Source organism: Erysipelothrix sp. strain 2 (EsS2-7-Brazil) (assembly GCF_016617655.1).
Taxonomy (GTDB): domain Bacteria; phylum Bacillota_I; class Bacilli_A; order Erysipelotrichales; family Erysipelotrichaceae; genus Erysipelothrix; species Erysipelothrix piscisicarius.
In genome coordinates this window covers 41,578-58,957 of sequence record NZ_SCFT01000007.1, presented here as the reverse complement: position 1 = coordinate 58,957, position 17,380 = coordinate 41,578, and the positions used below count along the sequence as shown (strand labels likewise).

26 protein-coding genes are annotated in these 17,380 nt (G+C 37.9%); 2 read left to right on the top strand and 24 right to left on the bottom strand.

Annotated features, from left to right (window positions below; translation table 11 throughout):
- Positions 1-3: 3 nt before the first annotated feature.
- From pepT to EPJ90_RS04780, 3 genes are all read right to left on the bottom strand, one after another.
- Positions 4-1,230: a peptidase T gene (gene pepT / locus EPJ90_RS04790; protein WP_200542731.1), complete on the bottom strand. Its 1,227-nt coding sequence runs from the start codon at positions 1,228-1,230 to the stop codon at positions 4-6.
- Between the two features lie 81 nt (positions 1,231-1,311).
- Positions 1,312-1,494: a hypothetical protein gene (locus EPJ90_RS04785; protein WP_125164284.1), complete on the bottom strand. Its 183-nt coding sequence runs from the start codon at positions 1,492-1,494 to the stop codon at positions 1,312-1,314.
- A gap of 131 nt (positions 1,495-1,625) precedes the next feature.
- Positions 1,626-3,773 (bottom strand): 5'-nucleotidase C-terminal domain-containing protein, encoded by a 2,148-nt coding sequence (locus EPJ90_RS04780; protein WP_244660379.1) that lies wholly within the window; start codon positions 3,771-3,773, stop codon positions 1,626-1,628.
- 202 nt (positions 3,774-3,975) lie between these two features.
- On the opposite strand from EPJ90_RS04780, the gene EPJ90_RS04775 reads away from it, so the two are divergent.
- Both EPJ90_RS04775 and EPJ90_RS04770 read left to right on the top strand, forming a co-directional pair.
- Positions 3,976-4,440 carry a hypothetical protein gene (locus EPJ90_RS04775; protein WP_125164283.1) on the top strand — a complete coding sequence of 155 codons (465 nt, stop codon included), beginning with the start codon at positions 3,976-3,978 and terminating at the stop codon, positions 4,438-4,440.
- Between the two features lie 11 nt (positions 4,441-4,451).
- The gene (locus EPJ90_RS04770) at positions 4,452-4,658 is read left to right on the top strand and encodes a helix-turn-helix transcriptional regulator (RefSeq protein ID WP_161637329.1); all 207 of its coding nucleotides are present in this window, start codon (positions 4,452-4,454) and stop codon (positions 4,656-4,658) included.
- Here the strand turns inward: EPJ90_RS04770 and EPJ90_RS04765 are convergent.
- The 21 genes from EPJ90_RS04765 to rplX form a co-directional block, all read right to left on the bottom strand.
- Positions 4,653-5,546, bottom strand: a complete 894-nt coding sequence (locus EPJ90_RS04765; RefSeq protein WP_161637328.1) for an N-acetylglucosamine kinase — start codon at positions 5,544-5,546, stop codon at positions 4,653-4,655. The two genes, EPJ90_RS04770 and EPJ90_RS04765, sit on opposite strands and share 6 nt — an antisense overlap.
- Entirely contained in the window at positions 5,543-6,631 is a 1,089-nt protein-coding gene (locus EPJ90_RS04760) for a DUF871 domain-containing protein (RefSeq protein WP_161637327.1), read from the bottom strand. The genes EPJ90_RS04765 and EPJ90_RS04760 overlap by 4 nt, the downstream gene beginning before the upstream one ends.
- A gap of 9 nt (positions 6,632-6,640) precedes the next feature.
- Complete coding sequence (locus EPJ90_RS04755; protein ID WP_125164281.1) at positions 6,641-6,946, bottom strand: hypothetical protein; 306 nt, start codon at positions 6,944-6,946, stop codon at positions 6,641-6,643.
- Positions 6,947-7,010: 64 nt separating this feature from the next.
- Complete coding sequence (locus tag EPJ90_RS04750; RefSeq protein ID WP_125164280.1) at positions 7,011-8,291, bottom strand: PTS sugar transporter subunit IIC; 1,281 nt, start codon at positions 8,289-8,291, stop codon at positions 7,011-7,013.
- Positions 8,292-8,651: 360 nt separating this feature from the next.
- On the bottom strand, positions 8,652-9,014 hold the full coding sequence (gene rplQ / locus EPJ90_RS04745) for a 50S ribosomal protein L17 (RefSeq protein WP_018579484.1): 363 nt from the start codon (positions 9,012-9,014) through the stop codon (positions 8,652-8,654).
- Between the two features lie 11 nt (positions 9,015-9,025).
- Positions 9,026-9,985, bottom strand: a complete 960-nt coding sequence (locus EPJ90_RS04740) for a DNA-directed RNA polymerase subunit alpha (RefSeq protein ID WP_003775232.1) — start codon at positions 9,983-9,985, stop codon at positions 9,026-9,028.
- A 32-nt stretch (positions 9,986-10,017) separates the two neighbouring features.
- The gene (gene rpsK / locus EPJ90_RS04735) at positions 10,018-10,407 is read right to left on the bottom strand and encodes a 30S ribosomal protein S11 (protein ID WP_003775229.1); all 390 of its coding nucleotides are present in this window, start codon (positions 10,405-10,407) and stop codon (positions 10,018-10,020) included.
- Between the two features lie 29 nt (positions 10,408-10,436).
- Complete coding sequence (gene rpsM, locus EPJ90_RS04730; protein WP_161637325.1) at positions 10,437-10,802, bottom strand: 30S ribosomal protein S13; 366 nt, start codon at positions 10,800-10,802, stop codon at positions 10,437-10,439.
- 15 nt (positions 10,803-10,817) lie between these two features.
- On the bottom strand, positions 10,818-10,931 hold the full coding sequence (gene rpmJ / locus EPJ90_RS04725; RefSeq protein ID WP_016357297.1) for a 50S ribosomal protein L36: 114 nt from the start codon (positions 10,929-10,931) through the stop codon (positions 10,818-10,820).
- A 23-nt stretch (positions 10,932-10,954) separates the two neighbouring features.
- Positions 10,955-11,173: a translation initiation factor IF-1 gene (gene infA, locus EPJ90_RS04720; RefSeq protein ID WP_003775226.1), complete on the bottom strand. Its 219-nt coding sequence runs from the start codon at positions 11,171-11,173 to the stop codon at positions 10,955-10,957.
- On the bottom strand, positions 11,170-11,940 hold the full coding sequence (gene map, locus EPJ90_RS04715) for a type I methionyl aminopeptidase (protein WP_125164278.1): 771 nt from the start codon (positions 11,938-11,940) through the stop codon (positions 11,170-11,172). The genes infA and map overlap by 4 nt, the downstream gene beginning before the upstream one ends.
- Positions 11,937-12,587: an adenylate kinase gene (locus EPJ90_RS04710; RefSeq protein WP_125164277.1), complete on the bottom strand. Its 651-nt coding sequence runs from the start codon at positions 12,585-12,587 to the stop codon at positions 11,937-11,939. The genes map and EPJ90_RS04710 overlap by 4 nt, the downstream gene beginning before the upstream one ends.
- A gap of 18 nt (positions 12,588-12,605) precedes the next feature.
- On the bottom strand, positions 12,606-13,904 hold the full coding sequence (gene secY / locus EPJ90_RS04705; protein ID WP_161637323.1) for a preprotein translocase subunit SecY: 1,299 nt from the start codon (positions 13,902-13,904) through the stop codon (positions 12,606-12,608).
- Positions 13,904-14,344, bottom strand: coding sequence for a 50S ribosomal protein L15 (gene rplO, locus EPJ90_RS04700; RefSeq protein ID WP_125164275.1), 441 nt, complete (start codon positions 14,342-14,344; stop codon positions 13,904-13,906). Before rplO ends, secY begins: the two co-directional genes overlap by 1 nt.
- A 12-nt stretch (positions 14,345-14,356) precedes the next feature.
- Positions 14,357-14,863, bottom strand: a complete 507-nt coding sequence (gene rpsE / locus EPJ90_RS04695) for a 30S ribosomal protein S5 (protein WP_125164274.1) — start codon at positions 14,861-14,863, stop codon at positions 14,357-14,359.
- A gap of 14 nt (positions 14,864-14,877) precedes the next feature.
- On the bottom strand, positions 14,878-15,234 hold the full coding sequence (rplR, locus tag EPJ90_RS04690; protein ID WP_125164273.1) for a 50S ribosomal protein L18: 357 nt from the start codon (positions 15,232-15,234) through the stop codon (positions 14,878-14,880).
- A 21-nt stretch (positions 15,235-15,255) separates the two neighbouring features.
- On the bottom strand, positions 15,256-15,801 hold the full coding sequence (gene rplF, locus EPJ90_RS04685; protein ID WP_161637322.1) for a 50S ribosomal protein L6: 546 nt from the start codon (positions 15,799-15,801) through the stop codon (positions 15,256-15,258).
- A 15-nt stretch (positions 15,802-15,816) separates the two neighbouring features.
- Positions 15,817-16,215, bottom strand: a complete 399-nt coding sequence (gene rpsH, locus EPJ90_RS04680) for a 30S ribosomal protein S8 (RefSeq protein ID WP_003775212.1) — start codon at positions 16,213-16,215, stop codon at positions 15,817-15,819.
- A gap of 21 nt (positions 16,216-16,236) precedes the next feature.
- Positions 16,237-16,506 (bottom strand): 30S ribosomal protein S14, encoded by a 270-nt coding sequence (rpsN, locus tag EPJ90_RS04675; RefSeq protein WP_003775210.1) that lies wholly within the window; start codon positions 16,504-16,506, stop codon positions 16,237-16,239.
- Positions 16,506-17,051: a 50S ribosomal protein L5 gene (gene rplE, locus EPJ90_RS04670; RefSeq protein WP_161637321.1), complete on the bottom strand. Its 546-nt coding sequence runs from the start codon at positions 17,049-17,051 to the stop codon at positions 16,506-16,508. Before rplE ends, rpsN begins: the two co-directional genes overlap by 1 nt.
- A gap of 14 nt (positions 17,052-17,065) precedes the next feature.
- Complete coding sequence (gene rplX / locus EPJ90_RS04665; protein ID WP_125164269.1) at positions 17,066-17,374, bottom strand: 50S ribosomal protein L24; 309 nt, start codon at positions 17,372-17,374, stop codon at positions 17,066-17,068.
- Positions 17,375-17,380: the final 6 nt, after the last annotated feature.

The window sequence follows — 17,380 nt, the reverse complement described above, 5'->3', positions numbered from 1 at the left end:
AAACTAGCGCTCTGTATTTAATTCTGAAATCGCAATAATTAATTCTGTAGCTTTTGCCATTGTTTCCACGACCGCAAACTCATGTTTACCGTGGAAGTTTTCACCACCTGTAAAGAGGTTGGGAGTTGGTAATCCCATGTAAGAAAGACGTGATCCATCGGTACCACCACGTACTGGCGCAATAATAGGTTCAACACCAATGGAAACCATTGCCTTCTTTGCAAGTTCAACAATACTCATATCTTTTTCAATAATGTTTTTCATATTGTAGTATGTATCCGTTGTTTTCACAGAAACACAGTCATAACCATATTTTTCATTAAGTTTTGATGCAATGGTGTCCAACATTGCTTTACGACTTATAAATCGATCCATATCATGATCACGAATGATAAATGACATCGTTGCATCTTCAATAGTTGAACTCATTTCGGTTAATAAGTAAAATCCTTCATAACCCTCAGTGTGTTCAGGTCGCTCATGAACTGGTAACATCGCAAAGAATTCATGCGCTACCACAGAAGCATTTACCATTGTATCTTTTGCAGAACCGGGATGTACCGAAACACCCTTCACCGTAACAACGGATTCCGCCGCATTAAATGTTTCATATTCCATTTCGCCTAAAGCACCACCATCAACAGTATAGGCAAAATCAGCCCCAAATGCTTCAACATCAAAACTTTCAGCCCCTGTACCGATCTCTTCATCAATGGTAAACGCAATTCGAATAGCTCCATGTTTTACCTCTGGATGCTCAATAAGATATTCCATGGCAGTCATAATTTCCGTAACTCCAGCTTTATTATCGGCGCCAAGTAACGTTGTACCATCTGTCACAATTAATGTTTTCCCTACGTAATCTTTTAGTGATGGAAACATCGATACTTTAGAAACTATATTAAGTTCTTCATTTAAAACGATATCAGATCCGTCGTAGTTTTCAATAACACGAGGATTTACATTCTCTGAATTAAAATCTGCTGTATCCATGTGCGCAATAAATCCAATGGTCGGTACCTCCTCATCAACATTTGATGGGCAAAGCGCCGTCACAATTCCAAATTCATCCATATGAACTTTTTCAAGACCGATTTGAATACACTCATTATAGAGAACCTCAGCTAAATCAAATTGGTTTTTCGATGATGGAATCGTTTGGGACGCCGCATCGGAACGGGTATTAATTTTTGTATAACGAACAAGTCGTTCTATTAGTGTCTTTTTCATTATTTACCTCACCTTTTTATGTGTTTACTTATGATATTTTATCATATTTGAGACCGTAAAACTAAAAAAAGCTTAGTTTTACTAAGCTTCTTCCGATTCATCAATTTCTTGTGCAAGTTCTGAGACCGTATCTTCAGCTGATCGGCTAATTTCATCGAGAGTTTCAATCGTTTTCTCAACATGCTTTTTGTTATTTTGATTCATATAATAACCTGCAGCTCCAATTGCGGCGCCAAGAATTGCGAGTGGAAATACTTTTTTCATACATGATCCTCCCTTTCTTATCTATTACTATTCTACCACAGATTCAAGTGGAAATTAAAGTTATAAGACGCGGAAGATTGTGTAAACTTCGTGTTAATTCTAATATTCATTCTTGATATTTATTTAGCCTCTTATTTCTTATTAGTTATTGATTTCTTTTTGTGAATTCCTCTCACAAAAATCCAGCCAAGAACTGTTAAACCGCTCCCTAGACCGTAAGTAAAACGATTGTTGATTCCTGTTTTGGGTAAGGTCGAAATATTTAAACTTTCTTGTTCACTTGATAGAATTGGATCTTTTGTACCGATTCCAGGTGTTTCCGGTTTTTCAGGAACCACGATTGGCTTCTTCATGTCTTTAAGTTTGAGATTCGCAATCGCCGCTTCAATCTGCTCAATCGCTTTATTAATATCGGCTTGTGAAATAGGCGAAGCGGTTCTCTTGCTTAGCGTCTGAAGGTAAGATTCTCCGATAGCAATCGCATCTTGAAGGTTTTGAAAACTCTCTTCTGTATAATCATTCGCCTTAATTGCCTTTGCTTTATCCAAGATTTGCTCAAGCGCTCCAAATTCTAAAGGAGATACACCTGGGCTGGCATAATCTTTTTCAAGAATCGAAATAATTCGTTGCGGAATTTGGGTTTCATCATAGCGTCCCCAATCGATAAATGCGTTATGTTCTATAAAATCTGCGAAGACTGCATCAAGGGATGGTCCTTCTTCACGCGCACCACCCAACATCGAGTATCCATCGCCACCAGCAGCAAGAAAATCATTGGTCGCCATGTAATAAGTTTTTTCGAAATCAATTGGAACGAATTGATCTTGATTAGCATCATAAATTTCAATTCCTAGGACGCGACTGGATGCATCTTTTGTGGGATCATAATGGATGCGGATCGTATCCGATACATGTAAGAAACCTCCGTTTGAACCTAATTTTGGAAGTCCATGATTATCAAGAGCATCTTGCACATCAGTACGCAGCGAGAACTCAAACATATCCCAAACTTGTTGGCCGTTTACCGAAATTTGAGCCATGACATTTCCAAAGGGCAATACACTGATCACATCACCTAATGTTATCGGTCCTTTCGAAAGATTTGCCCGAATACCACCACCATTAATGACCGCGAAATCTGTAGGATTCTTAAATCCTTCTTTTCCATAAGCTACCATCGAGTCGGTAATGATATTACCCAAGTTTGTTTCTTGAACACGTACCCAATCCCGTTGTCCTTGGAATTCAATCATATTGTTTTCTTTAATGACTTTCGAGACGAGATCTGAATATGCCGCATCTGAAGTATGAATAATATTCATTATTTCTGGATCTGGTTGATTTGCAATGTCCTTTAAGGGAATTAATTTCGCAACACTTGAACCGAAATCATCTAGATTAAGCGTTACAAGTCCTACGTTGTTTAAATGCTCTCCGGTTTGAACTAAGATTACATTATCCCCGACATGAATTCCATTTTCAATAGGCGTATGAGAATGACCATCTACAATGAGAATCTTCTTATCTTTCATACTACTGTTTTCAGATAAAGATTGTGCTAGCGTATCTGAGCGCCATGCATTTTTAGTTTCATTATCAATACCGAGATGTGTTAAGACAACATAAAAATCAACATCCTGATAGTCTTCTTTTAGAATTTCATGTGTAACGGTTGGAATTGGGTCCAACCATGATATGCCTTCAATATTTTTAGGATGCGTTTTAGTCTGAGTTTCAGGTGTTGTTGCCCCAATCACCGCAATTTTATAACCATCCTTTTCAATAAGGGCAGCGTTTGAATTTGGTTTTGAAATAAGCGTCGACTCTTTAAAGACTTTTTGATTTGACTCAGTATAGACCGTATTTGATGAAAGGACTGGAAACTTTACGTTTGAACCAAAACCTTCCGCTTCACCTAATGCAACCGCCGTACCAAAATCAAACTCGTGGTTTCCAACGACCATTGCATCATAGCCAACGGCATTCATGACTTTTGCCATACTTGCACCCTTATCTACATTTGAAATCGGTAGACCTTGAAAGGCATCGCCACCATCGACTAATAGTAGTGGATTTATCTCATCTTTTAGTGTCTTAATGTGTGCAAGCCCAAGCGATTTCGTACCAAAACGACCGTGCATATCATTGGTGTGCATAATCGTAACAGTATTTTGCGCTTGTATCGAAGTATCTGCAGCCACAGAGAGGACTGTAGATCCAGGAGTAATAAGTGTCAAAAGCGATAAAACAAGAAGTACTATTTTCGGTTTTTTCATCATAACTTCCTCCTACCATATCAATCGTAAGAAATTAAAGATGTAAGTTCAAGCATGAACTGATGAATTCGATGCCGTTGGTGCATTTCCGCAACTTAAAGCCATTTATCAAAACGAAATAAATAAAGTGCTTATTGCTTTCATGTAAATCAAACTTGACATAGCGGTTCCTTTGATGTAAAGTTAACTTAACAGGAGGAATACTATGAAACAAACACGTAATCGAATTATTTATGTCATCATTCTAATTTGGGGATTTCTTGGAACCATGATCCAATTTGATAAGATAAAACAACTCATTATAACTGATGCGGGTGTGGAACCCGTCACAATTCAGGCTAAAATTTCTATTATATGGGTCTTCCTTTTCATTACATTTGCCCTAACGATTCTTTTTATCTACAAGAAAAAAAGTGGAGATTCTTGGAAAACATTTCTGTTTGAAGAGATTGATCAATTGAATGAAGATGAACGAAGTATTTTAATTGATGCGCCTGCACGTCGCTTTGCAGGCAATATTCTTGTAATGACAATGCTCATTTATCTTTTTGCACTCATGATGGGGCCACTCTCTGTGCAAAGTAGCACGATTCTTTATGCCATCGCAATCCTTTTTACAGTCTACGAGTTAAGCTATTACTTTAAATTAAAACAACTCTATTACCGATAGGAGGCTTATTTTTGATACTCAATCATATTCGTGAAAAACGAGAAGCTTGTGGCTATACCCAACAGATTTTCGCCGATCAAGTCGGGGTGTCACGGCAGACCATTATTGCTCTTGAGAAAGGGTCTTATAATCCGTCTTTAGAACTCGCATTTAAATGTGCAATCATTTTGAATTGTACTCTTGATGAACTCTTTCAATACGAAGAAAAAACCTTATGAAATTTCATAAGGTTTTTTTTGATTTAAAAGTAGATAGGCGGCATATTCTACAGCTTGATGGTTCACCACGACATCATAACCTTCCTGAATGTGCTCGATAACTGAAGCTCGAACACATTCATTATTTAATAGGACACCGCCACCAAAGGCAATTTTCGTTTTTCCATTAAGCTCAAAACTGTTTGCCAGTTTCGCAAGTTCGATCCCCGCATTTCGATAGATTGTGGCAACATGGTCAACATGCAAACATTTAGAACCCACAAGACTAACCTCTGCCGCAAAGCCTCGATAACGGTCTTGGGATTCATTCACAACACCCACAAGATCATAAGGCTGGTTTAATTTGAAATGCTCCATCATCGCATGATAAAAATCAGATTTCGGTAAGCGCCCATCCGATTCTTGGGTAAAAACACTTAATAAATTGCGTCCAATCCAAAAAGCACTTCCTTCATCACCCAGCAAATACCCATAACCACCTCTGCGGTCCGTAGAACATCCTATTTTACGCATAGCAATGGACCCTGTTCCCGAAATAAGATAAACACCGTCATGGTTATCCAATGCTGAAACCATCGCGAATTGCGCATCATTCATAATAAGTGCCTGGGGAAATACAGACCAAATTGCATGTTCAATTTTTTCTCTAATTTTAGGATCATTGCCATAACCTGCTGTTCCAATTGCAACATCTACCGATTTAAAACAATAACCATGTTGTTCCAACTCAGTCTTACCGTGTTGAAGAATTTTTGTAATCCCATCAAAACCAACCTGCATATAATGGATGCTTTCCAGACGTACGAAGTCTACTTCTATACCAGCCTGATTAAACATCACCATGCGCGTATAAGTTCCTCCTGCATCAATGCCTAAGTAATACTTCATAGCGTAAAACTAAATTTTTGCCATGGCTTAATACGATCCAACAGGCAAAGTTCTTCCTCAACGACATGACCCACAACATTCGATTTCCCTGTGTTTTTCATGTCTTGAGTTGCAATTTGAAGTTCCCCAGCATAATGACCAAATAAACTACTTTCAATAATTATATCGCCACGCTTAATCATATCTGGAGTGTTAAAAACTTTGAAATCATGACCTTTATATTTCACGCGTGACATGGTTGAACGGATAATATAATCATTTCGATCACCTCGATTAAAATGAGGCTCCTCTAAGACAATTTTACGCTCAATTTCTGGTATTTCTTTAACCAATTCAACCTTTAAATTAAGCTTATATAAATCGATTTTTTTTATTGCATCCATTTCTGCTTGAGTAGGATAACAGTTAGAAATAATAATATCATCGACAATGTTCATCGCGATATAATCTTTAATTTGAACATCAAGTGGTAAGTATCGATGTTTTTCAAGTGTTACAAGTCCGTCTGAAACGGGCCATGGGCCATAAGATCCTTCCGCTTGACTGGTCACAAATGCAGCAGAGCGCAAACCGTATTTGGTAAAGTTTTGAGTGCACTTCATAAAATAATCTTCATTAAGTCCCGAATATGGATGCGGATAAAAATTATGACATGCAATCAAATTATAATGGTTGGGCTGATAGTCCATAATTGTATCAATATAGTGTGTATCGTTACTCATATTAATCTCAATTTTTAAGTCATAAGGATTGAAGGTCATCATTGCTTCTTCACTCCCCCCAAATCCAGCATCAAGTCGAAGACCATCCGCCTCTATTTCTGAGAAAAATGATAAATCTGCGTAGCTAATTTCAAGATCTTTAAAGACTCTAGGGCTAACATCAACAATAATCTCAAAACCTTTTGATCGTGCGTAACGATTTATTTCTAAAAATTCCTCTTTAATAACTGTTTTAGGTTTCTCAACCGATAACAAACACGAAAAGATTCGTGAGAAGCCCGCATCTGCTGCGTCATCGATATAGTGCTTCATTGATTCTACTGACGATTTGTCAGGATAGATTGAAATTCCAAGTTTTCTCATAATTACTCCTTATATATATAATATTTCATATATCCAAAATGTCGAGATAAGCCCTATGACAAGAAATAAAATCAAAAATACCAACCAAAATGAACGTGATAATCGTTTATTTGTTTCAATAAAAAAGAAACAAAAACTGGTAGATAATGCTGTAATACTTGATACTACGATTACTTGTATCCATTTTTGGTTTAAACCAACTTGATTTAACATTGCCGGTACTATGATTGTGCCAAGAAGAATACTCCCAACAATAATAAATGCACTTTTAAAACTGATTAGGGGTGCTGAATTACTTTTTTCGTATTTATACATAGTATACCTCATTTTAACGAAAGAGGTCTTGCAGTTGCAAGACCCCCGTCTAGATCACAATTTTTTAACTTCCTACGCGTTCTTCTTCTAATAGTTTATTATCATAGATTTTAAAGAATGGATAGTAAATCACAACTGAAATTACGATGAGTAGAATATTTAAAATCGCTGCTCGATAATCGCCACCTGTTGCGATATAGGCCCCAATAGGTCCAGGCAACGTCCACGGAGCTGTAACAATAACACGATTAACCAAGCCGGCTGAAGTTGCCAACCACGCGATAACCGTACCTACAAGTGGTGTAATGATAAATGGAATGATTAATATTGGGTTCATCACAATAGGTGCACCAAATATAATCGGTTCATTGATATTAAAACATGCAGGAATAAATGCGGTTTTACCTAATGATTTAGCATATGCGGATTTTGAAAAGAAGGCCATGGCAATTGCAAGACCAATCGTTGCCCCTGAACCACCAATCCAAATAAACCATTGATAGAAGGGCTCTGCACTGATTGCTGGAAGTGCCTGTCCCGCTACGGATGCAGCGGTATTATTATCCAATAGTTGTAGCCAAATCGGACGTGCTAATGTCCCAATAATAGAGACACCATGAATCCCAAATGACCAGAAGAATGTAACAAGGAAAACAATGATAAGAACACTTGGTAGTGTATCGGCAGCATGGACAATTGGTTTTACAAGTCCAGCGATAAATGTATGCCAGTTAAAGCCAATCCAATACGTAATGGTTGCCATGAGTACAAGTATGATTGCGGTTGGAACAAGTGCTTCAAACGAGCGCGCAACAGATGTTGGAACTTGAGGCGGCATTGAAATCTTGAAGTTTGATTTATCAGTCCAACGGAATATTTCGACTGCAAGGATTGATGTGATAATTCCAACAAACATCCCTGCTCCACCAAGGTTTGCCATTGGTAATACCCATCCCGATACTTCCAACCCTGCATCTGCAGGAATGTTTATCGGTATAAAAGTCAATAGGAAGGCTGCAGTCGCTAAAATTCCTCCCGAAAGTTCATCCAAATCATAAGACTTAGCCAAGCTTGATCCAATTCCAAATGTAGCATAAAGCGTCATGATTGCCATCGATAATCTAAATGGCAGTAGAATTTTAGCGGCATGGCCTGTTAGAAATTGATAGAGCTTCCAACTCTGTGGTAATGGCGGTGCTGCAAGAATCAAAAAGAAAGATCCCACAACGATTAACGGCAATGTAGCGATGATCCCGTCACGAATTGCTCGCAGATGTCGTTGGTTCGCAAGTTTAGCCATTGGCGCGGACAATTTTTCATCCAAAAACTTTACAAATGCGTCCATATTTCTCCTCCTCGGTACTGATGTACCTCTATCAATAAATTACCTTATTTATACGAATATGTCAAATAATATTTTCACCGATATTGGACACAGTTTGAAATAATATTTCGTTATGGATGCGTGATGGATTATTATTATGCCTCTCCTAAATCCTATCCTATGATCAATATCATCTTTATGTGTATTTTTACCTTAAAAACGATTTTGTACTGTTAAGGGGACCTACACGGGCTCTAGAGCACAAAAAAACCGCCTTAAATGATTAAAGCGGTTTAAAAGAGTATATTTTGAGTACAATACCTCGAGACGAGAGTGGATACTCCCGTGCATACTGTATCGATTATCTTTTTTTAACTAATATTAAACGAATTCAATAATAGCCATTGGAGCTGCATCACCACGACGCATTTCAGTTTTGATTACACGTGTGTAACCACCATTGCGGTCTGCATATTTAGGTCCAATTTCATCAAAAAGTTTTTGAAGAGCTGTTTGACCAGTTTTTTCATCAGCAACAACGTTAAAAACGATTTTTGCTGCTTCACGACGAGCATGTAAATCCCCGCGTTTTGCAAGAGTTACAAGTTTATCTGCAACTGAACGAAGTTCCATTGCTTTCTTTTCTGTTGTTTCGATTCGACCATGAACAATTAAGCTAGTTGAAAGATTGCGTAGCAATGCTTTACGGTGAGCTGAATCACGACCTAATTTACGGTTTTTCATTCTATTTCCTCCTATTCAAATGATTTAAAGCCTAATCCAAGATCATGGAGTTTGTCTTTAACTTCTTTAAGTGACTTCTTACCTAGATTACGAATGCGCATCATTTCATCTTCAGTTTTAAGTGTTAACTCTTCAACTGTTTGAATACCTGCGCGCTTTAAGCAGTTATATGAACGAACTGACAAGTCTAAATCTTCGATCATCATTGTTGCCATTGGATTTTCAACGCCTGAAACATCAGGTTTAATTACAGATTCTGTTTCATAAACTGAATCTTTAATTGCAACAATTTGCTCTAAATGGTCCATTAAAATTTTTGAACCTAATGATAACGCTACTTGAGGTTGTATTGAACCATTTGTCCAAACTTCCATAATTAAACGATCATATTTAGAGTCTTGACCGACACGTGTCGGTTCGATATGATACTTAACTCTTTCAATTGGAGTATAAATAGAATCTGTAAAAATCGTGCCAATTCCTTGTGATGCATTTTGATAGATTAATTTGTTTTCATCAGAACTTACATAGCCACGACCATTACGAGCTTTAAGCTCCATCTCTAACACTGCACCTTCTGCAAGTGTTGCAATAATGTGATCTTTATTTAAGATCTCCACATTTGCTGGGCATTCGATGTCAGCTGCTGTAACAACTTTAGGACCTTTTTGTGAGATGCGAAGTGTATAAACTTCTTCATCTTGAACATTTAAAACAAGATCCTTAACGTTGAGAACGATACCTGTAACATCTTCTCCTACGCCTGCAATTGATGTGAATTCATGATACACACCCTCAATTTTAATTGAGTAAACTGCTGCGCCTGGTAAAGATGAAAGGAGTACACGTCTTAGCGCATTCCCGATAGTATTACCAAAACCACGTTCAAGTGGTTCGATAACGAACTTACCATAATGTGCTGTTTCATCAAATTCTTTTACTTCAAATTTCGCACGTTCAAACTTGTTCATCTATGAATACCTCCTTGTTATAGTTTATATTATTATCCACGTGGACGTTTTGGTGGACGGCATCCATTGTGCGGAACTGGTGTAACATCATTGATTACACTAATTTCTAGTCCTGCTACTTGAAGTGCACGAACTGCCGATTCACGACCTGGTCCAGGTCCTTTAACACTAACTTCAACTGTTTTCATACCATGATCAACTGCCGCTTTAGCTGCTGCTTCTGATGCCATTTGAGCTGCATAAGGTGTTGACTTACGTGAACCCTTGAAGCCTAAAGCACCAGCACTTGACCAAGCGATAACATTTCCTTGTTCATCTGAAATTGTAACAATAGTATTGTTAAATGTCGAATGAATGTGTGCAACTCCGCGTGCTATATTCTTACGGACACGACGTTTACGAGCTACTTTTGCTTTTGCCATTACGTTTTCCTCCTAATTAATTAACCTTATTATTTCTTTTTATTTGCTACTGTACGACGAGGTCCTTTACGTGTACGTGCATTTGTTTTTGTACGTTGTCCACGAACTGGTAAGCCACGACGATGACGGATTCCTCGGTTTGAACCGATTTCCATTAAGCGTTTGATGTTAAGGTTAACTTCACGACGAAGATCCCCTTCAACTTTGATTGATTCTACTTCACGACGGATTGCATTAACTTGTTCTTCAGTTAAATCTTTAACGCGGATATCTTCGCTGATTTCGCATTTTTCTAAGATTTCTTTTGATGTTGTTAAGCCAATACCGTAGATATATGTTAATGAGACTACTACACGTTTATTACGTGGAATGTCAATTCCTGCTATACGAGCCATTAATATGACGTCCTCCTATCCTTGTCTTTGTTTGTGTTTTGGATTTTCACAAATAATCATTACTCTACCATTGCGTCGAATAACTCTACATTTTTCACACATTGGTTTTACAGATGGTCTTACTTTCATAGTATTATCCTCCTAAAACTATCTTATTTATGTCTAAATGTAATGCGCCCACGTGATAAATCGTAAGGCGAAATCTCAACAGTCACGCGATCTCCCGGTAAAATGCGAATGTAGTGCATACGGATTTTACCAGATACGTGAGCTAAAATTTCATGACCATTACTGAGTTCCACCTTAAACATTGCTCCAGGCAATGTATCAAGAACTACTCCATCTACTTCGATAACATTTTCTTTGCTCATGAGTGTTTAAAAGCCTCCTTTGTTCGAGTTAAAATTTCATAACTATCTTCAAGAATTACCACTGTATGTTCAAAATGAGCTGTTAAGGATCTGTCTTCTGATACAACAGTCCACTCATCATCTAATACAGATGTTTTATTGGTTCCAATTTGAACCATAGGTTCAATCGCAATAACCATATTTTTGCGAAGAAGCGCTCCCTTATTAGGAACACCAACATTGGGTACGTATGGAGCTTCGTGCATCGAAGTTCCGACACCATGTCCTGAGTATTCAACAGGAAGTCCATAACCAAATGGTTGAACTACTGTCATTACCGCATGACCAATATCTCCAATACGATTTCCCGCTACAGCAGCTTCAATTCCTGCAAATAACGACTCTTCAGTTACTTTTAATAAGTTTTTTGCTTCATCACTTATTTCCCCAACAGGATATGTCCAAGCATGATCGCTGTAATAACCTTTATAAATAGCGCCTACATCAATCGTGATAATATCGCCATTCTTGAGGATTACCTCTGAACTAGGAATACCATGAACTAAAACTTCATTTACCGAAGCACAAATTGAACCCGGAAATCCATCATAACCAAGAAACGCTGGTGTTGCACCTTGACTTAGAATATAATTACGAGCAATATCATCCAAATGTTTGGTTGATACACCAGGTTGGATTGCATCCTTGACTGCCTCTTGGCACTCAAAAGCAATTCTTCCTGCTTCGCGCATTAATTCTAATTCACGTTCAGACTTGGTTGATATCATTTAACCGCCTCCAAGATGTTTTTTATCTCATTCATAACGGTTTCTGCAGGTTGAGATGCATTAACGTCACGAACTAAACCTTTTTCACGATAATAATCGATAACTGGTTTTGTTTGGTTAATATACTCTTCAAAACGAACTTGAAGTTTTTCTTCGTTGTCATCGCTTCGTTGGTATAGTTCTCCACCGCAAATATCACATTTAGATTCTACTTTAGGTGGATTGTTGTCAATATGATAGATCGCACCACAATCTTTACATAGACGACGGCCCGTAATTCGTTTTACAAGCTCCTCATATTCTACCTCAAGATTGATTACTAAATCAATAGGGCGGTTAATATCATTTGACATTACCTCAAGTGCTTCTGCTTGATGTAAGTTACGTGGATAGCCATCCAATAAGTAACCATTCAAGCAATCATCTTTTGAGATACGCTCTTTTACCATGCGGTCGGTTACTTCGTCAGGCACAAGTTTTCCTTGATCAATATATGATTTTGCTTCAATTCCAACTGGAGTAGCATTTGAGATAGCTTCTCTAAACATATCTCCAGTTGAAATGTGAGCAACATTGAACAATTCAACAATATGCGCTGACATTGTACCTTTACCACTACCAGCAGGACCCATGATTAATAAATTCATAAACTGTCCTCCTAATTGTTATTTGTTAAATAAACCTTTGTATGAACGTTGTGTCATACGACCCTCAAGTTCTTTAACTGTTTCAAGTGCAACACCGACAACGATGATGATACCTGTACCACCAATTGCTGTACTTGCTGGAATTGCTCCCTGTGTAATCATCGGTAGCACATGAGGGAGTAATGCTACAAATGTTAGGAATAAGGCTCCTAATACCGTAATTCTATTTAGAATTGTACTGATGTAATTCTTTGTATCTTTACCCGGGCGTACACCTGGGATATATGATCCATTCTTACCGAAATCCTCTGAAATCTTTTCAGGGTCAACTTGTAAGTGTGTGTAGAAGAATGTGAATGCAATTATTAATAATGCATAGACAATTAATCCTACCGGTTGTTGTAAGCTCATTGTTGTTGTCATAAACTTGTAGAAACCACTATTTTGGTTAATCCAACTCATAACAATAACAGGTGCTTGCATAATTGCTCCAGCAAAAATTACTGGAATAACTGATGCAGAGTTAATCATTAATGGCAAATGGTTCATACTCTTACCACGAGTGGTTCCACCTACGTTTGATGTATATTGAATTGAAATCTTACGAACGGCACCGTTCATGTAGATAACAAGAATAATAATCGCTAAGTATAAGAGCACATAGACTGCACACCATACAAAGCCCATAGTTGTACCAGCTTTAGTCATTTCAGCAAAAGCGCCTTTAAATTGACTTGGTAGATTTGATACGATACCTGCGAAAATAATCATTGATAATCCATTACCTACACCCTTTTGAGTGATTTGATCACCAAGCCATAGAAGGAACATTGTTCCCGCAGCCATTACAGTTCCCATAAAGAAGTAGTCCGCTACAGTACTACTCAACAGAATTTTATGTTGATTGTTGAGTAAGCTAATAATTCCAATCGCTTGAATGTATGCTAATACCACGCCAAGGTAACGTGTAATTCGGTCAAGTTGTAATTTACCCTTTTGACCAGACTTCGTTAACTCAGTTAAATATGGTATAACATCCATTGATAACAATTGGATAATAATTGATGCGGTAATGTAAGGTCCTACACCTAGAGCGAAAATTGAAAATGATTGGATAAACCCTCCACCAAGAATATTCATCATTCCAACTAATGTATTTGAATTTAGTTCGCTAGCCATTGATCCTGCGACTTTAACGCTATCGACGTTAGGAACAGGAATAACTGTCCCTAGTCGATAAATCAATAACATTGCAAGTGTGAAAATGATTCTTATTCTGATTTCTTTATTTTTGAATAAATCAGTAAAAAATCTCATTAGATTACCTCTACTTTTCCACCTAATTTTTCAATACTTTCAACTGCTGATTTTGAGAATGCGTTAGCTTTAACAACTAATTTTTTCTCTAATTCACCTTGACCTAAGATTTTAACTCCGTCAAGTGTTTTTTTGATAATTCCTTTTTCTAAAAGTGCTTCAATTGTAACTTCAGTTCCGTCTTCAAATACGTTTAATGAACTTAAGTTTACAACTGCATAGTCCACACGGTTAACATTTTTAAAACCGCGTTTTGGAATACGTTTGAACAATGGTGTTTGACCACCTTCAAATCCTAGTGAAACACCACCGCCACTACGAGCATTTTGACCCTTGTGACCTTTTCCTGATGTCTTACCAGTTCCTGAACCTTGTCCACGACCAAGACGTTTACGATCTTGGCGTGCACCTTCATTATATTTTAATTCATGTAATTTCATAAAGGCCTCCTACTATCGTACGTCTTCGACTTTGATTTCTCTTAAATTCGCAACTTCATCAACTGTTTTCATTGATTCTAGTGCTTCAAATGTAGCACGAACCATGTTGATTGGTGTACGTGAACCAATACATTTTGTTAGCACGTCAGTAACACCTGCTAACTCCATAACGTCACGAATTGCTCCACCAGCAATAACTCCAGTACCTTCTGCTGCAGGACGTACAAATACTTCTCCGGCACCAAATTTACCTGTGTTTGCATGTGGCAATGTTCCGTTAATCATCTTAACGTTAATTAAGTTTTTCTTTGCGGCTTCTACACCCTTGCGGATTGCATCTGGAACTTCGTTGGCTTTACCTGTTCCGAAACCGACACGACCTTTTTTGTCACCAACTACAACTAGAGCAGCGAAGCGGAAACGACGACCACCCTTAACAACTTTAGTTACACGATTGATGACAACAACGCGTTCTTCGAATTCTTGTTCGCGTTGTTCTCTTCTAGGTTTACGATTCATCATGTTCCTCCTTATTAAAACTCTAGTCCAGCTTCACGAGCTGCCTCTGCTAATGCTTTAACACGTCCATGATAAATATAACCACCACGGTCAAACACTACAGATTTAATTCCTTGTTCTAATGCTAATTTAGCTACAGCGTTACCAACTTGCGCTGCTGCCTCAATATTACCGCCATTTGCGAGTTTCATTTGTACCGATCCTGCTGATACTAATGTGTTACCTGTAACATCATCAATAACTTGTGCAGAAATGTTTCCATTTGATCGATACACGCTAAGACGTGGGCGTTCTTGCGTTCCACTGACTTTACGACGAACTCGAGCATGACGACGAACTCGTTCTTGATTTCTTGATAATTTTTTTGCCATCGTTCAAATTCTCCTTTCCCACTATTTCTTAGCTGCTGTTTTACCCTCTTTGCGACGGATAACTTCATTTTTGTATTTAACACCTTTACCGAGATATGGTTCAGGTTTACGAGTAGCACGAATATTTGCTGCCCATTCTCCAACGCGTTGCTTATCAACACCACTGACGTTGATAGCTGTTGCGCTAGGTACTTCGATATCTACACCATCTTCTAGTTCAAACTCGATTGGATGTGAGTATCCAACATTCAAGACTAACTTGTTATCTGACTTAGATGCACGATACCCGATACCAACTAATTCTAGAGATTTAGTGAATCCTTCACTTACTCCAGTAATCATGTTAGCGATTAGTGATCGTGTAGTACCATGTAATTGTTTAACTTTTTTTGAATCATTCGGGCGTTTAACGTTGATTTCGCCTTCGTTAATTTCGATTTCGTAAAGCTCACTGAACTGACGTGTTAAAGTTCCCTTAGGACCTTTTACTGTCACCTCATTGCCAGCTTTTACTTCGACTTCAACGCCTGCCGGAATGGTAATCGTTTTATTTCCGATACGTGACATTTAGTGTCTCCTCTCTTACCAAACGTAAGCTAAGACTTCGCCACCAACATGTTTAGCGCGAGCTTGCTTGTCTGTTAGCATACCTTCTGAAGTTGAAATGATTGCAATTCCAAGTCCGTTAAGAACACGTGGAACTTCATTTGTCTTCGCGTATACGCGTTTACCAGGTTTTGAAATTCGTTTTAACCCGCTAATTACTCGTTCGTTGTTAGGACCATATTTAAGAACAATTGTAATTGTCTTTTTGATTCCTTCACCACTAACTAGGTAGTCGCGGATAAAACCTTCTTCTTTCAAAATTCTAGCGATTTCTGTTTTTTCTTTACTTGCTGGAATTTCAACTACATCGTGTTTTGCTTGAATAGCATTACGAACACGTGTAAGTAAATCAGCGATTGGATCTGTTACATACATCTGAAAAGCTCCTCCTTTATACTACCAGCTTGCCTTTTTAACGCCTGGAATTTGCCCTTTATGAGCAGCTTCGCGGAAGCGAATACGAGACATACCGTATTTACGTAAGTATCCGTGAGGGCGTCCGTCAACCATGTCGCGGTTGTGAAGACGTACAGGTGATGCATTACGTGGAAGTTTTTGAAGTCCTTCGTAATCACCTTTGGCTTTTAACTCAGCACGTTTTTCTGCGTAGCGATCTACGATCTCTTGACGTTGTTTTTCACGAGCGATTTTTGATTTCTTAGCCATTAGTTACCCTCCTTTTTAAATGGCATGCCTAACATTGAAAGTAAAGCATAACCTTCTTTATCTGTTTTAGCTGTAGTAACGATAGTAATATCCATACCACGAACTTTATTTACTTTATCAAAATCAATTTCTGGGAAGATTAATTGTTCTTTAACACCCATAGTATAGTTACCACGTCCGTCAAATGATCCACCGTTAATACCACGGAAGTCACGTACACGAGGAAGAGCAACTTTGATAAGTTTTTCTAAGAAGTCATACATTTTTTGACCACGTAGTGTTACTTTACATCCAATAGGCATATCTTCACGTAATTTGAAGTTAGCAATTGATTTTTTAGCTCTTGTGATAACTGGTTTTTGACCAGTAATAATTTCTAAATCAGCAACAGCATCATCTAAGAATTTAGCGTTGTTGATTGCTTCACCAACACCCATGTTAACAACGATTTTTTCGAGTTTAGGTGTTTGCATTACTGAAGTATAGTTAAATTCTTCAACTAATTTAGCAACTACTTCATTTTTGTATTGTTCTTTTAAGTTCATTTAGCTATACCTCCTTATTTTACTGCTGCGCCTGATTTTTTATAGACGCGAACTTTTTTACCTTTTTCTTCTTTGTAAGCTACACGGCTTGGAGCTTTTGCTTTAGCATCGTATAACATTACGTTTGAAACATGAATCCATGCTTCTTGTTCAATAATACCACCCTCTGGGTTCATTTGGCTTGGTTTCATGTGTTTTTTAATTAAATTAACACCTTCAACCTTTACTTTGTCATGTTTAGGTGAAACTTCAATGACATCACCAATGGTGCCCTTGTATGAGCCTGTAATTACTTGAACATTATCTCCACGTTTGATTCTCATAAAAGC

Excerpts from the sequence above, each read along its gene's own strand:
- secY (WP_161637323.1), bottom strand. The coding sequence starts at position 13,904 with ATGAGATTTTTTACTGATTTATTCAAAAATAAAGAAATCAGAATAAGA.
- rpsN (WP_003775210.1), bottom strand. The coding sequence starts at position 16,506 with ATGGCTAAGAAATCAAAAATCGCTCGTGAAAAACAACGTCAAGAGATC.
- EPJ90_RS04750 (WP_125164280.1), bottom strand. The coding sequence starts at position 8,291 with ATGGACGCATTTGTAAAGTTTTTGGATGAAAAATTGTCCGCGCCAATG.
- EPJ90_RS04740 (WP_003775232.1), bottom strand. The coding sequence starts at position 9,985 with ATGAACAAGTTTGAACGTGCGAAATTTGAAGTAAAAGAATTTGATGAA.
- rplF (WP_161637322.1), bottom strand. The coding sequence starts at position 15,801 with ATGTCACGTATCGGAAATAAAACGATTACCATTCCGGCAGGCGTTGAA.
- pepT (WP_200542731.1), bottom strand. The coding sequence starts at position 1,230 with ATGAAAAAGACACTAATAGAACGACTTGTTCGTTATACAAAAATTAAT.
- rplR (WP_125164273.1), bottom strand. The coding sequence starts at position 15,234 with ATGGCAAAAAAATTATCAAGAAATCAAGAACGAGTTCGTCGTCATGCT.
- rplX (WP_125164269.1), bottom strand. The coding sequence starts at position 17,374 with ATGAGAATCAAACGTGGAGATAATGTTCAAGTAATTACAGGCTCATAC.
- EPJ90_RS04710 (WP_125164277.1), bottom strand. The coding sequence starts at position 12,587 with ATGAATTTATTAATCATGGGTCCTGCTGGTAGTGGTAAAGGTACAATG.
- EPJ90_RS04760 (WP_161637327.1), bottom strand. The coding sequence starts at position 6,631 with ATGAGAAAACTTGGAATTTCAATCTATCCTGACAAATCGTCAGTAGAA.
- rpsK (WP_003775229.1), bottom strand. The coding sequence starts at position 10,407 with ATGGCAAAAGCAAAAGTAGCTCGTAAACGTCGTGTCCGTAAGAATATA.
- map (WP_125164278.1), bottom strand. The coding sequence starts at position 11,940 with ATGATATCAACCAAGTCTGAACGTGAATTAGAATTAATGCGCGAAGCA.
- rpsE (WP_125164274.1), bottom strand. The coding sequence starts at position 14,863 with ATGAATCGTAAACCTAGAAGAGAACAACGCGAACAAGAATTCGAAGAA.
- rpsH (WP_003775212.1), bottom strand. The coding sequence starts at position 16,215 with ATGTATGTAACAGATCCAATCGCTGATTTACTTACACGTGTTCGTAAT.
- rplQ (WP_018579484.1), bottom strand. The coding sequence starts at position 9,014 with ATGAAAAACCGTAAATTAGGTCGTGATTCAGCTCACCGTAAAGCATTG.
- EPJ90_RS04780 (WP_244660379.1), bottom strand. The coding sequence starts at position 3,773 with ATGATGAAAAAACCGAAAATAGTACTTCTTGTTTTATCGCTTTTGACA.
- EPJ90_RS04765 (WP_161637328.1), bottom strand. The coding sequence starts at position 5,546 with ATGAAGTATTACTTAGGCATTGATGCAGGAGGAACTTATACGCGCATG.
- rplO (WP_125164275.1), bottom strand. The coding sequence starts at position 14,344 with ATGAAATTACATGAATTAAAATATAATGAAGGTGCACGCCAAGATCGT.
- EPJ90_RS04785 (WP_125164284.1), bottom strand. The coding sequence starts at position 1,494 with ATGAAAAAAGTATTTCCACTCGCAATTCTTGGCGCCGCAATTGGAGCT.
- rplE (WP_161637321.1), bottom strand. The coding sequence starts at position 17,051 with ATGAACTTAAAAGAACAATACAAAAATGAAGTAGTTGCTAAATTAGTT.
- rpsM (WP_161637325.1), bottom strand. The coding sequence starts at position 10,802 with ATGGCTCGTATAGCAGGAATTGACATTCCACGTAATAAACGTGTAGTA.
- rpmJ (WP_016357297.1), bottom strand. The coding sequence starts at position 10,931 with ATGAAAGTAAGACCATCTGTAAAACCAATGTGTGAAAAATGTAGAGTT.
- EPJ90_RS04755 (WP_125164281.1), bottom strand. The coding sequence starts at position 6,946 with ATGTATAAATACGAAAAAAGTAATTCAGCACCCCTAATCAGTTTTAAA.
- infA (WP_003775226.1), bottom strand. The coding sequence starts at position 11,173 with ATGAGCAAAGAAAATGTTATCGAAGTAGATGGAGTAGTTCTTGATACA.
- EPJ90_RS04775 (WP_125164283.1), top strand. The coding sequence starts at position 3,976 with ATGAAACAAACACGTAATCGAATTATTTATGTCATCATTCTAATTTGG.